The organism is Mesobacillus sp. S13, assembly GCF_020422885.1.
Lineage (GTDB): Bacteria > Bacillota > Bacilli > Bacillales > Cytobacillaceae > Mesobacillus > Mesobacillus selenatarsenatis_A.
This window is the reverse complement of sequence record NZ_CP084622.1, coordinates 486,254-498,270: the sequence shown is the minus strand read 5'-3', so window position 1 is coordinate 498,270 and position 12,017 is coordinate 486,254. Positions and strand designations below refer to the sequence as shown.

The 12,017-nt window shown below is 40.7% G+C and carries 19 protein-coding genes; 6 read left to right on the top strand and 13 right to left on the bottom strand.

Translation table 11 applies throughout. The annotated features are described in order from the left end of the window. The first annotated feature begins 124 nt into the window (after nucleotides 1–124). Nucleotides 125–304: a hypothetical protein gene (locus LGO15_RS02555; protein ID WP_226086569.1), complete on the top strand. Its 180-nt coding sequence runs from the start codon at nucleotides 125–127 to the stop codon at nucleotides 302–304. A gap of 132 nt (nucleotides 305–436) precedes the next feature. Here LGO15_RS02555 and LGO15_RS02550 read toward each other — a convergent pair whose 3' ends face one another. From LGO15_RS02550 to LGO15_RS02530, 5 genes are all read right to left on the bottom strand, one after another. Next, complete coding sequence (locus LGO15_RS02550; RefSeq protein ID WP_167832269.1) at nucleotides 437–595, bottom strand: hypothetical protein; 159 nt, start codon at nucleotides 593–595, stop codon at nucleotides 437–439. Between the two features lie 262 nt (nucleotides 596–857). Further along, on the bottom strand, nucleotides 858–1,556 hold the full coding sequence (locus tag LGO15_RS02545) for a SurA N-terminal domain-containing protein (protein ID WP_226086568.1): 699 nt from the start codon (nucleotides 1,554–1,556) through the stop codon (nucleotides 858–860). Between the two features lie 96 nt (nucleotides 1,557–1,652). Further along, entirely contained in the window at nucleotides 1,653–2,144 is a 492-nt protein-coding gene (locus tag LGO15_RS02540) for a GNAT family N-acetyltransferase (RefSeq protein ID WP_226086567.1), read from the bottom strand. A gap of 496 nt (nucleotides 2,145–2,640) precedes the next feature. Next, nucleotides 2,641–2,946: a hypothetical protein gene (locus tag LGO15_RS02535; protein ID WP_226086566.1), complete on the bottom strand. Its 306-nt coding sequence runs from the start codon at nucleotides 2,944–2,946 to the stop codon at nucleotides 2,641–2,643. A 98-nt stretch (nucleotides 2,947–3,044) separates the two neighbouring features. Beyond that, on the bottom strand, nucleotides 3,045–4,001 hold the full coding sequence (locus LGO15_RS02530) for an SDR family NAD(P)-dependent oxidoreductase (RefSeq protein ID WP_226086565.1): 957 nt from the start codon (nucleotides 3,999–4,001) through the stop codon (nucleotides 3,045–3,047). 325 nt (nucleotides 4,002–4,326) lie between these two features. Here LGO15_RS02530 and LGO15_RS02525 point away from each other — a divergent pair, with 325 nt between their 5' ends. Further along, entirely contained in the window at nucleotides 4,327–5,049 is a 723-nt protein-coding gene (locus LGO15_RS02525) for a TspO/MBR family protein (RefSeq protein WP_226086564.1), read from the top strand. 138 nt (nucleotides 5,050–5,187) lie between these two features. Here LGO15_RS02525 and LGO15_RS02520 read toward each other — a convergent pair whose 3' ends face one another. Both LGO15_RS02520 and LGO15_RS02515 read right to left on the bottom strand, forming a co-directional pair. After that, complete coding sequence (locus LGO15_RS02520) at nucleotides 5,188–5,439, bottom strand: hypothetical protein (RefSeq protein ID WP_167832274.1); 252 nt, start codon at nucleotides 5,437–5,439, stop codon at nucleotides 5,188–5,190. Nucleotides 5,440–5,560: 121 nt separating this feature from the next. Next, the gene (locus tag LGO15_RS02515; protein ID WP_226086563.1) at nucleotides 5,561–5,806 is read right to left on the bottom strand and encodes a YuzF family protein; all 246 of its coding nucleotides are present in this window, start codon (nucleotides 5,804–5,806) and stop codon (nucleotides 5,561–5,563) included. Between the two features lie 143 nt (nucleotides 5,807–5,949). Here LGO15_RS02515 and LGO15_RS02510 point away from each other — a divergent pair, with 143 nt between their 5' ends. After that, on the top strand, nucleotides 5,950–6,174 hold the full coding sequence (locus LGO15_RS02510) for a hypothetical protein (RefSeq protein WP_226086562.1): 225 nt from the start codon (nucleotides 5,950–5,952) through the stop codon (nucleotides 6,172–6,174). A gap of 66 nt (nucleotides 6,175–6,240) precedes the next feature. Here the strand turns inward: LGO15_RS02510 and LGO15_RS02505 are convergent, their stop codons facing one another. From LGO15_RS02505 to LGO15_RS02490, 4 genes are all read right to left on the bottom strand, one after another. Next, nucleotides 6,241–6,438: a hypothetical protein gene (locus LGO15_RS02505; RefSeq protein ID WP_226086561.1), complete on the bottom strand. Its 198-nt coding sequence runs from the start codon at nucleotides 6,436–6,438 to the stop codon at nucleotides 6,241–6,243. 49 nt (nucleotides 6,439–6,487) lie between these two features. Beyond that, on the bottom strand, nucleotides 6,488–7,342 hold the full coding sequence (locus LGO15_RS02500) for a hypothetical protein (protein ID WP_226086560.1): 855 nt from the start codon (nucleotides 7,340–7,342) through the stop codon (nucleotides 6,488–6,490). 37 nt (nucleotides 7,343–7,379) lie between these two features. After that, a complete protein-coding gene (locus LGO15_RS02495; RefSeq protein WP_226086559.1) occupies nucleotides 7,380–7,667 on the bottom strand; it encodes a transporter suffix domain-containing protein in 288 nt (95 codons plus the stop codon). Between the two features lie 333 nt (nucleotides 7,668–8,000). Further along, nucleotides 8,001–8,219, bottom strand: a complete 219-nt coding sequence (locus LGO15_RS02490) for a hypothetical protein (RefSeq protein WP_167832277.1) — start codon at nucleotides 8,217–8,219, stop codon at nucleotides 8,001–8,003. A 158-nt stretch (nucleotides 8,220–8,377) separates the two neighbouring features. Between LGO15_RS02490 and LGO15_RS02485 the strand changes: the two genes are divergently transcribed. Continuing rightward, nucleotides 8,378–8,908, top strand: coding sequence for a GNAT family N-acetyltransferase (locus LGO15_RS02485; protein WP_226086558.1), 531 nt, complete (start codon nucleotides 8,378–8,380; stop codon nucleotides 8,906–8,908). A 110-nt stretch (nucleotides 8,909–9,018) separates the two neighbouring features. On the opposite strand, the gene LGO15_RS02480 is transcribed toward LGO15_RS02485, so the two are convergent. Continuing rightward, nucleotides 9,019–9,732: a toast rack family protein gene (locus tag LGO15_RS02480; RefSeq protein WP_226086557.1), complete on the bottom strand. Its 714-nt coding sequence runs from the start codon at nucleotides 9,730–9,732 to the stop codon at nucleotides 9,019–9,021. A 549-nt stretch (nucleotides 9,733–10,281) separates the two neighbouring features. On the opposite strand from LGO15_RS02480, the gene LGO15_RS02475 reads away from it, so the two are divergent. After that, on the top strand, nucleotides 10,282–10,677 hold the full coding sequence (locus LGO15_RS02475) for a VOC family protein (RefSeq protein ID WP_226086556.1): 396 nt from the start codon (nucleotides 10,282–10,284) through the stop codon (nucleotides 10,675–10,677). Nucleotides 10,678–10,854: 177 nt separating this feature from the next. Here the strand turns inward: LGO15_RS02475 and LGO15_RS02470 are convergent, their stop codons facing one another. Then, nucleotides 10,855–11,370, bottom strand: a complete 516-nt coding sequence (locus LGO15_RS02470; RefSeq protein ID WP_226086555.1) for a hypothetical protein — start codon at nucleotides 11,368–11,370, stop codon at nucleotides 10,855–10,857. Nucleotides 11,371–11,517: 147 nt separating this feature from the next. On the opposite strand from LGO15_RS02470, the gene LGO15_RS02465 reads away from it, so the two are divergent. After that, nucleotides 11,518–12,003: a CBO0543 family protein gene (locus LGO15_RS02465; RefSeq protein WP_226086554.1), complete on the top strand. Its 486-nt coding sequence runs from the start codon at nucleotides 11,518–11,520 to the stop codon at nucleotides 12,001–12,003. Nucleotides 12,004–12,017: the final 14 nt, after the last annotated feature.

The following is a 12,017-nucleotide window of genomic DNA, read 5'->3' as shown; positions in this document are numbered from 1 at the left end:
ACATGTAAATCAGGACTTGGACCCTGCAGCCTTAAAAAAGTCTTAATAAAACACCTGCATTTCCTTAATATCCTCCAGTTACTCTATTAGTGTTAGTTCCTATTAATCTAGAGGAGGAGTCAGAATGAAGAGCAATCTTTCTACAGAAGAAGAAATAAAATTAAAGGAATTGAAATTACAATTAATGCATGCCCTTAACCCAAACGAGCACCACACCATTCTAAAGAACATCGAACAATTGCTCAACAAAGCAAAATATCGCAATAGATTCATTTCGACATTGAAGGATAATGAAAGTTTGTAAGTGTGATCATTCCTTCAGGGCTAGCCTTAATCAGAAAAACGAATCACAAATACGGCACCATCTGAGAGTTTGCCTTATTATTTTGCAACCATTTCCGGGACATGAGAACCCTCCCCATGTCCCCCATAAAATTCATTCCCCATCCGTTGAAGGCTCTTTATAATAGTAGTTTTTTATGTTATTACCAGAGTTATTACCAAGCCCATTCTTAACTGGTGAAATGAAGAAACCCAAAATAACACCCATAGAAAATGTTAAAGCTGATAACGTAAAGATTTCTCTTTTTCCCATTTTTCAACTCCCTCTCCTATTACTAACTTTTCCATTGCAAAATGTGCGCTAATCATAGTGTATAAAAGAACTATTCTGCAAAGGCAGAAAAGATTCCTACTAAAATAAAGAACTCCTTCTCCTTTATACCAACACTGATCACTGGAACCATTAGACTCCCTGATATGAATTCAATTCAATATATAAGCCCTTTTCATTTAAACGAAAAAAGAGGATAGACAGAAGTCTATCCCCCTTTCTTTATTCAACTTGAGAAGTGTCTTTACGCCTTAGTGATCTTAATCTTGTCTTCATTCTCTTTGCGAAGATCTTCTACCAGCTTGCTGATTTTCGCATTTTCTTTTTCAGAGATAACCTGCTGCTCGAGCTGTGGTTTGATTTTCTCTAATTCTTCAGGCTCTTGCTCTTGGGCTTTTGCTAACTCTTTATATTGGTCATATCTGGCCTGGATTTCTTTGTCTGTTACTTCTACCTTGCCAATCTTGCTGTCCAGGTATTTGTTGACGGTCATTTGCTTTTTAAGCTGGTTCTTTAGTTCTTTTTCTGTCATTTCATTCTTTTTCAATGCTTCTTCAAACTTTTTTTCGTCTTCGAAGTTGCCTTTGATTTTTTCCAGTTCTGCATCGATTTCTTTATCTTCAATCGAGATGCCATCCTTCTCTGCTGTCTGGAGAAGCAGCTCTGCATTGATCATTTGGTCAAGAACCGATTTTTCAAGTTCTTCTTTCTGCTTGTCATCCATTTGATCAACCGGCATGCCCTGCTGTTCGTAAGTTGCTTTTGTAGCCTCAAGCTCTTTCTCGTATTGTTGCTTTGAAATGCCTTGTCCATCTACTGTCGCAACCACATCTTCTTTATTTTTTTTCTCAGTATTCTCTTTTGAGCTATCATTGCTGCATGCGCCAAGCACAAGAACTGCAATGCTCAATAAGATCATACCTGTTAAAATACGTTTCATCATCAATAACTCCCCTTTCACCCAACATGTCCGTCATACTACCATATTACCTGAATGAATAGGGAAATTGTAAGGAAATGTTATCAGAATGTAATATTTTTAAGAGAGTTTCCTTCTTTCCAGTAAAATTGTATCCCGCCATACACCATCCATTTTGCCAATACGCTCCCGCCGCCCTACCTCGCGAAAACCATGGTTTATATGTAATTTAAGACTGCCTATGTTTTCAGGGAATATACTAGACTGCAAAGTCCAAAACCCACTCTGCTCACTTTTTTCGATCAATGACCTTAACAGTAGGCTGCCCATCCCTTTTCCATTATAATTTTGGCTAACATACACACTCACTTCCCCAACACCTGCGTACACACTCCTGCTGGATACCGGACTTACCGCAGCCCATCCCACAACAGCTCCATCTAATCGCGCAATAATCCGACACTCCGCATTATGGCCAAGATCCCATTCTTCCCATGAAGGAGCTTCCTTTTGGAAAGTTGCATGTCCGGTAGCAATCCCTTCAAGGTAGATAGCCCTCACTTCTTCCCAATCATCTGCACATATTGATTCAATGTTAATAGTACCTTCCATATTATCCACCTTGTCTTTCGTACTTAGTCTTATCGTAGCCAATCGGTACCCTTATAGAGGGGAAATCACTTGCATAAGGGTACCGTTCGTTTCGTTCCGTACCCTTATAGAGGTGAAACCACTTGCATAAGGGTACCGTTCATCTCGTTCCGTACCCTTATAGAGATGAAATCACTTGCATAAGGGTACCGTTCGGCTTGGTCCGTACCCTTATAGAGGGGAAATCACTTGCATAAGGGTACCGTTCGCTTCGTTCCGTACCCTTATAGAAATGAAATCACTCGCATAAGGGTCCCGTTCGGCTTGATCCGTACCCTTATAGAGATGAAACCACTCGCATAAGGGTACCGTTCGGCTTGATCCGTACCCTTATAGAGATGAAATCACTCGCATAAGGGTACCGTACCCTGTTTCTCAACTATCCAGTTGGTGGGGACGGCGCTCCCTCTTAAATACAACAAAAACGGCGATAATCCTCCTGGATCACGCCGTTCAACTAATCTTTATCATCAGTGAATATTTTAAGAGCTCCAAATATCATCAAAATCGGAATCACAACTAATACTAATCTAAGAACATAGATTTCAAGGATGATACTTGCGACTGCAAAAGGTATGGCAATCATCGAAGTCATCGCTATGAACCGAGTATACCTAATGGCTTTCCTCGATATCTCCGGCTCCTCTCTATACATCCAGCGACTGCCGAACAAGATGCTTTCTTCAGGACAATAATATGTCCAAATCAACAAGCCATAGATCGGAATCAACATAACCACTGTAAAAAAAATCGTTGTAACCATTACCTGCCTCCCCAGGAATCAGCGTTGGGACCCTATCTAATGGTACGCACTTTTTCTGAAAAGGTTTCATTTTAATTGGATGAAGCAGAGATGCTGCCCTACGACAAGCTTACAGGATCTCTCGTCAGGCTGACACACAGATCCCAGACTCTCTCGATATTCTCCTGGTCATCTGCGTATTTCGGGTAAACATTTTGGTCCATCAGCTGCTTGATATCCTGTGTAAGTCCTGCAGAATAATGTGAGGACTCCATCACCTTTCTTTTATCATTGATCAGCTTGCCTGTCACAGTCTTGAACTCATCGGATGTGCATATGTAGTAATAAGTGTCGGCCATCGTTTCACGAGGTGCGCTGAATACATTCTGGATCCTGGCCGCAAATCTCCAGCCAGACTGTAATTTATTTATGGTTTCTTTTGAAAGTTTAATAGCTGGAATTTGCACGGCATTGACGCTGATTCCCTGGCCCCTCAATTCTTCAGCCATTTTAAAAGTCAGCAGCAACAACGCCATTTTAGTATCGCCGTAAAATTTATACGTGCTGTATGGTCTTTCGTCCTTGAACTCTCCCTGAAGATTATCGAACTCAATCTTCCTTTTCGGATCGAAAAAATGCCTGATATTCGTCGTGCAGGAGTGAAGGACCCGTGCATCTTCCGATTTTTCAAGCATACCAATCAATTGCCTGGTGAGCAGGAACGGGCCGACTGTATTCGTGGCAAAAGAAAGCTCGATCCCGTCCCGGCTAAGCAAGTATTGTTTCTCTCCATGATTTAAATAGGCTGCATTGTGAATCAGAATGTCTAGTTTAGGATATTTATCTTTAAACATTGTGGAAAATTGACGGATGGATTTAAATGAAGAGATATCTAGCTGCAGCAGGTCGACATGTGGATTCTTAGATGATTCTATTATTTCCTGTTTTGCACTCTTGCCCTTCTCAAGGTTGCGGCAAGCCATTACGACGGTGTACCCCTCACTTGCAAACTTGATAGCCGCCGCCTTGCCAATACCAGAGTTAGCTCCTGTAATGACCACGATTTTATCGTCCATAAGAACCTCCTATGTAAAAAGGATTACACTCTTTATCATATCTTATCATCTCGCTAGCCAGAATACATTGCTGAAAAAAGTTATGGACTGAGCGTGATTGGTAAATAAGATTTCTTAATCAAACGTTTGATTGAAAAGGAGCGAGACCGCGTCACTCTTGACTTCCATCTATCCTTAAGAAGATTTAAAAATTAACTTTCGTTAAAAACCCCTACCTCAAACACACCCAAATGTTTATCCCCTGCCCAAAAGGCTAAATGTAGTTATGCACTTGTCTTAAGTGGAATAATATAAACAAACTACTAAAATGAAGGCTGGGGATGAAATGGGACGTTTTATCTTGAATCTGATTGCCACGGTGCTAGTGGTACTGGTCAATGCGCTTGCGAATATTCTTCCGATCAACGGGCAGACGACCGGGGAAATTTCGGATAAGCTGGATGTGCTGTTCACTCCAGCGGGATATGTTTTTGGCATCTGGGGATTGATTTACATCTTATTGTTCATCTGGACAATCAGGCAGTTCCCTGCTTCCAGAAGGGATTTGCCGGTTTACGAAAAGGCCACTCCACTTTATCTGCTGAGCTCCGCCCTTAATATCGCCTGGATCCTCTTATGGCACTACGAGTTTTTCCTGCTGACGGTTTTCGTGATGATCGGATTGCTGCTGACTCTCATCAGGCTTTACGATGTCATCAAAAATGAAAAGCATTCTGCGTGGGATCTCCTTCCCTTCTCTGTTTACCTCGGCTGGATCAGCGTCGCCACTATCGCCAATATCAGCTATTACTTGAAGGATATCGGCTGGAATGGATTCGGTCTTTCGGATGTAGCCTGGACCCTGATCATGCTCGTGGTTGCCACAACCTTGGCCATTTATTTTCAACATAAACATGACGACCGTATCTATCCGCTCGTATTCATCTGGGCCTTTATCGGAATTGGTGTAAAAAACGCCGCCTCCTACCCGACAGTCAGCACCACTTCTTATGTCCTGTCCGGTGTCATTTTGGTCGTGATCATTTTCAGACTGTTTCGGAAGCACTGATTTCGACACTATGAAAATTTGAGCAACTGGATCCAACTCCACACTCATTATGAATATAAAAAATCGCACCTGCGATTGCTGGCTCCATCTAGCAATCGCAGGTGCGTTTTACGTCTTAAAAAAGGCTACAAATAAAACCTAAGGAATAATCGTAATATGCGGCTTACTGAAGTGGCTTGTTCCCCCGCTGCCGACCAGTACATATCCATTCTTAGGGAATAACACAATCCTGGTTGAACCATCAGAAAGAATCAAGTCTACTCTTGCTTTATTTTTCAAGGCTGTATATTTCACATAGCCGCTTCTCGTCACAGTGGTCTTCCAGTCGTCATCAAACTCGGCTCGCAGCACCCTGTTTGAGTAGGTCTGGTTGGTTTTTGCTGGCTTCATTCTTGTCTAACCTCCTTGCATGAAGACACTCTCATTATTCTATTCACCTTGAGATCTTTCTGTATAGACAAGAATCCACAAACGAAAAGAAGCAAAGGGACGTTATTCCCCTTGCTTCCCTTTAATTCTCTGGCATGATCCAGACAATTTCACGTATTCGGACAAAAAAGGTGGAATCATGCTCCTGGACCACCACATGGTCGGGCTTGGCATCCCTCACGATTCCACTGACAGATCCGCGCTTTGTATCCAGGACGACTCTTTTTCCAATAAGACTGCGAAGTGCAGCATAGACATACGGTTCAACGACAACCACGTTCATTGGCCCATTTTGCGCTCCTTGTGAATACATTCCATTAGGCATCATAATACTTCTTCCCTCCAGGCAGGTCACATTTCACCTAGTTATACTATGAGCACTTCGCCCGGTTTGTTCCCTGCTGAGGGTGAACTGAATTTACTGTTAATATATGGTACAATAATAAATATCAAACCATAAGAGGTGATATCTTGGCTTGGATTCTGTTTTTCATCGCAGCTATCACAGCTCTATGGGCTGTCTTTAATGTAAAAACAAAGCCCAAATTCAGCTTGATCGTGACTGCACTCGTATCTTTTATCATATTCTACTTTATTGGAAAGACTGGAAACGAGGAAGTCTTCATTCTCGCATCCATCCTCTTTTTCATCATTGGAAATGTCCTGTTTTTCCAAAACAAGTGGAGACAAGCGTAAAGGGACGGTTCGCCCGTCCCTACCGTTTCTTGAAACTCCAAAACCGATCCTGTGTCCCCATTTACTTCATCTTTTCACTCTTTGTCGATGATTCACATCTATCACAATATCTCCTACACCCATGGCAATCAAACCATTTAGCAAAGCGAATAATGGAATGACTAGATCTCCGCCGCCATTTGAAAAAAGAGACATAATGAGTACAACGATACTAAAGAAAACGAATGACATCCCCAATAAATATAATATTCGACCAACAAACAATAAGATCCACTCCCTTTAAAATCTACCTACCTTCTTTATAGGCTTAACATCACGAGTTCTCCAGCGGAAACAGAGGATACTCCCATCGATGAGTGCATTCCTCCAGCATATAATAACCTCGCTCTTCATCGGGTACGATGCGGGTACACTGTTGCCGCGGTATCGGCCCCTGTTCTCCTTCACTCGTTACCTCAATCCAGCTCTCATCTGCTGCTTCATCATAGCGTGTGACCAGCCGGTTTCCATTCACAAAGATTGTGTGGCCGTCTTCTTGATTCTCGACCTTTTCAATGAAAACTTCGATCTCCTCTAAAATTTCTTCTTCAGTTTCTTCTATATTCTTTTTCTCACCCCTGGCTGATTCGGAACCACCAAGATGCACTTCTTTCATCCCCTGCCAGGCAGGAAAACGTAACGTGTTTTCGGTGACCCACTCAGCTCGGTCAACGCCAAGGATTTCTTCGGCCTCCAGCCCTGGATGTTCAGTACCTTGTATGACCATTGTGATCGATTGTTCATCAAGGAGCTTGCCCACTATCCCAAACCTTGTTTTGTAAAAATGGTACTGGTAAGTCGATTCGCCTAATGAGAAAAGTCTGTATTCAATCATGATAGATTGCTTGTTCCATGGAGAATCAATCTTCGTATAGCTATAATCCCATAGCATGACCATAAAACTATGGAAAAGTAACGCCGGTAAAATGACGATCATACCAACAATCGACAACCTTTTTCTAAGTTGCGTTGAACGATATGCGACTGCTGCTAACACCAAAAAATTCACTATTAATGGAAAGATATATCCCGTTGGCTTTAAGAATAAAAAGAAGTAATCCGTAAAATGCATGATGACAAGCAATAAGTCCATCGCACCCAGAAGATACAATGCCTTTTTTGTATTCATTGTTTCTCCTCACTTCCTTGCAACAATCCTAACCCGCTTACTCTCCATCCTCTTGCTTGCCTTCATTCCTTCTTTTCTTCCAGTTTTTCAGGTTAATAGCTGTCCTTATTTTTCTCGCTGCTTCTTTCCCTACCATTAAAGCACCGACCCAGAATAAAACCTCTGCCATGACGAGAGCACTTGTGATACTGAATGCTTTCATTTTTCCTGAAATGGGCAAAAAGGGAATTCCAAGAGGCATCACCCAAACGATAAAAGATGCTATGATCAAGATCATTCCTATTCTATATACCAAGGGTTTCGTTGCTTTTGATTTCGTCTCCATCAGTTCCTCCATCGCTTTACTTCATAACATCTAAGTCCTTACCCAATATTTTAACAAAATCAACAGCACCACACCCATACAACCACAAAAAAACGCTAATCCTCCTGGATCAACGCTGTTCTGGCTTTTCTTTATAAATACAGCTCTGTTGTTCCTCCAACTTGTTACCTAAAACCACGGCTCCTCCTTTTTTCGGGCACATGTTCCTCCAACTTGTTACCGAAATCCCAGACTTCTCCTCTTTTCGGGTCCTATAGGACTTCTGCAGGTTCTGCGGTGCCCTAGATTTCATCTTCGAGATCCTTAAAAAATAAAAGCATCCATAAAGGATACTTAGTTATAAACTTTCAATGGCTGAATATTGACTTTCAGCACGATGGTTGCAGGATCGTGAACCATATTTATTTTATCTACCATGTATTCCTTTTTATTGATCGTGACCGTATTGCAGGCCCGCAAGGCAGAGATATATTGCTCCCACTGCTTTACGCTGGCACTTAAGAGACATTTGTCTTTAAGATAATAATCCACTCTGTTCGAAACACGGTTCAACTCTACACCCCCTTTTGATAGAGTTTATGAACCATGTGACCTAATCATGACAAGCTATCAGCAAGAAAAAAGCATAGGCTGCCTTTTACATTCTGGTTATCAAGAACCAATGTTTCGCGGTATAATCCGATTAAGGATTCTGAAAGAAAGGAAGTTGGATGATGGCAATTACTTATGAGCTTGTACCTGAAGAGCAGCTTAGCATTGTGAAAAATCTCTGCAACGAGTTGATGGTCTATCAGAAATCATTAGCGACGGTTCGTCCTGAGCTTTTTGACGGCATGAGCTTTGAAACGAGAATGGTCCCTTCTGTAAAAAATGCAAAAGCGAATCAGATCATTGCCGCAATGGATGGCGATGAAGTTGTGGGATACGTGTATAGCAATGTTTCCCCGAAGGAAGTGTATTCCAACGAGTTTGCTACTTTCTTTGACATGGACTCGGTTAAAGGGAATGATGTCGGCTGCCTTTCGCAGTTCTATATCAAAGACGGGTACCGCAGCATGGGCATTGGTTCAGTCCTTTATGAAAAATCAAAGGAATGGCTCGACTCCCAACATGATGTTCATGACCAGTTTATCTATGTATCCAATGGGAATGATTCTGCCCTTTCTTTTTACAAAAGTAAAGGGTTTAAAATTAGCCATCAAATTTTGGATGGGTTCATCACTGTTCTTAGGAACACATAATGGAAAACTCCTTCAAGGGACACGAAAAGGTCCCTGCCCAGTCCAAGAAAAAAGCGAACGGCTCCGCTGTCTCACATTTCGTGAAACCCGTAACTGTTCGCTTGCTTTCATTATTTCTCCGTTTTAAACGTTACTTCACCAACGCCAATGTCGGCGTCCAGATCGATCTTTATTTTTGCATCTTCGTAAGCTTCATTTACATAAGTTCCATTACCTTTTGAAATCAAATCTTCAAATGATGCTGAGCCGATTCCTTTATCTACGCTGACTCTTACTCCAATATCCTTAGGAAGAATAACGGTCATTTGCCCTACTCCAGATGAAATCCGCCCATCAAAACTTTCTTTCCAATCTCCTCCGAGATCAACGGTTATTTCACCAACCCCTGCGTTCACTTCAAGGTTTGAAAGCTGCAATCCCTTCAGGTCAAGATTGGTGTCTGATGCCCCGGCATTTACGACAAGGTCAAGTGGAACATCCTCATTCAGCTTCAGATCCCATTCATTCTTCATCTTGCCAATTTTAAAATAGTCCGGCTGAGAAATCTCCACCTTGCCAAGCTTCCCGTCAAGGTCATAGGAAACTTCAGGTTTCATTTTTTCCGGCTCATAGATTGCGTTTCCGTTAACCCATTCATCCGCACCGTCCGCCACATCCATTTTACCGGCTCCAAAATTCAGAACAACCTCAAGCTTCTTGGCACTGTCCTTCTCAACAACGACTTCATTATCACTAGCGCTATTCGCAAAAATCATATTATTGCAACCTGACAACAATAAAACCGCAGACACTGCCGCTACACCAAAACCCATCACTTTTTTCATATTATTTCGCCTCCAACTGATTATAGGTTAATCATAAGCTATAACCTACGATCAATTAACAGGCTGCAGCTTTAATATGGAGTCAGCCTTAAGACCTATAATTGGAACATTTCACCAATAGTCTTACCCATTGAAATAGAGGAAGACAATGAGAAAGATGATCAGACCAATCATGAAGACCGAACCAAGACTAGCACTGAACACCACATACACCTTGGTGTGAAGTATCACATGCACAAATAAAACTATAAGCAAACAGAAAAGCGCAAAAATGACTACATTCAAATTCTTATTCCTATTCAAAAAATCAGCACCTTATAGTCCCAATTTCGTATGGCAGTTGTCCAAATCCATTTATTCTTTATATATTTTTGTGATACAAGTTTTATTCATGATTTCCTTCAACACCTTCCCTTCCGAAAAAAGCTTATTCTAGCACCTGGCATAAAAGTATAAATCATCAAATTAATACCATAATGGAGAAGGAGTGCCCAACAGCTTTGTAGAAAAATACATCCTAGAGATTGTTTTTATAATTAGGAGGTAATCATGGGTAGATTAGTACATTTTGAAATACATGTAGATAACATGGATCGTGCAAAAAAGTTTTATGGTGAAGTATTTGGATGGACATTTGAAGATTACAGCGAATACGCTGGCATGCCCTATTTTGGGGCGGTGACTGGTGGTGAGGATGAGCCTGGAATCAACGGGGCTTTAATGCAACGTCAAGGTCCTCCTCCAGAAGCAAACCAGCCTTTAAATGGATATGCCTGTACAATGGGCGTAGAAGATTACGATGCGACGGAAACAAAGATCCTTAACAATGGCGGCGTAGTAGCATTGCCTAAATATGCTCTGCCTGGCATGGCGTGGCAGGGGTACTATAAAGATACAGAAGGAAATATCTTTGGCATTCATCAACCAGATGTAAATGCGAAATAGATGGCTACCAATCAGAAGAGGCACTTAAACGGGTAGATTTTGAAGCCAACATGCTAATTAACAGTGCTTTTAGTACACAATAATTAGCAGGCATAAGTTAGACAGCATAGAAAAATGCTTGGCACGGTTCCAAGCATTTTTTTGCGCGGTATTTTCTCTAACATTTTACCCATTACATCAATAAGATAACTCGATTCCTTCATCATCAAAATACTCGAAATCGGTTTGAGGCATTAAATTAGCTTCTACATTGTGAAATAAAAATGCTTTCATCTTATCCATTGTTATCAATGTAGCCTCATGATCTCCCAATTTCACTTTTTCTACTTCTGTTGAGACAAGTCCTACAATGTAATCATCATTGCCTGAAGACATACCGATATTATTTTCATCAAGATTTCCGACACCAATTGTTTCGTCAAAACGCCATCCATATTTATTCTTATTTATCCTTCCTGCAGCTAAGTAGTTCTTATGAGCTTCACCTACTTCTGAATAGTAAAAAACATAGGCAACACGATCGTAGAGCTTTGTATCAATGATTTTTAAAACCTCAAATTTAGGGTTTTTAACATTACTTAATGCTTCTTCTGGCGTTGAATATGAATTATTTTTTTTACTATTCTCTAAATAAAAAAAGGCAAAGCCCACCATAATAACAATAAATACAAAACCAAACATTACTTTTTTCATCGTATCCCCCTTTATAGTTGAGACATTGGAGACAAAGGGAACGGTTCTCTCGTCGCAAAAAGAACCGTTCCCATGTCGCAATACTAAAAATCATTATCATAATACACTTAGAAAAAGGACACCTTATTCACAGGAGGTGTCTGTTGAATGAAGGACAGGACAATATTAAATTTACTGACCGCATTCGGAATATTGGGAAGCCTATTTTTTTTATCACGCAAGAAGAGAAATATAAAGGACTGGATCCTTATCTTTTTTATAAAAACATTTGTTTCTACAATATTTGATGGACCGCTGATCAAAGCTAAATATATGCAATATCCACATCGCTATCTTCCTAAATTATTTGATTCAAATATTGTATTTCTTTACATATTATTTCCCTTATCATGTGTCATGTACAATCAATTCACCGATAAAATGAAACCATTGAAAACTATTTTAAGCGTTTTTCTTTTTAGCGGGCCAATGACACTCGTTGAGAATTGGCTCGAAAAAAATACAAAGTTAGTGAAATATAGTAAGGGCTGGAATGGCTATATAACATTTAGTGTTCTTTCGTTTACATTTTTACTTGTTAAAGGATGTATCAATGGGATTAGATTTTTAGAAAAAGAAGCTCGTAATCCTTAAATATTGTATGGGCA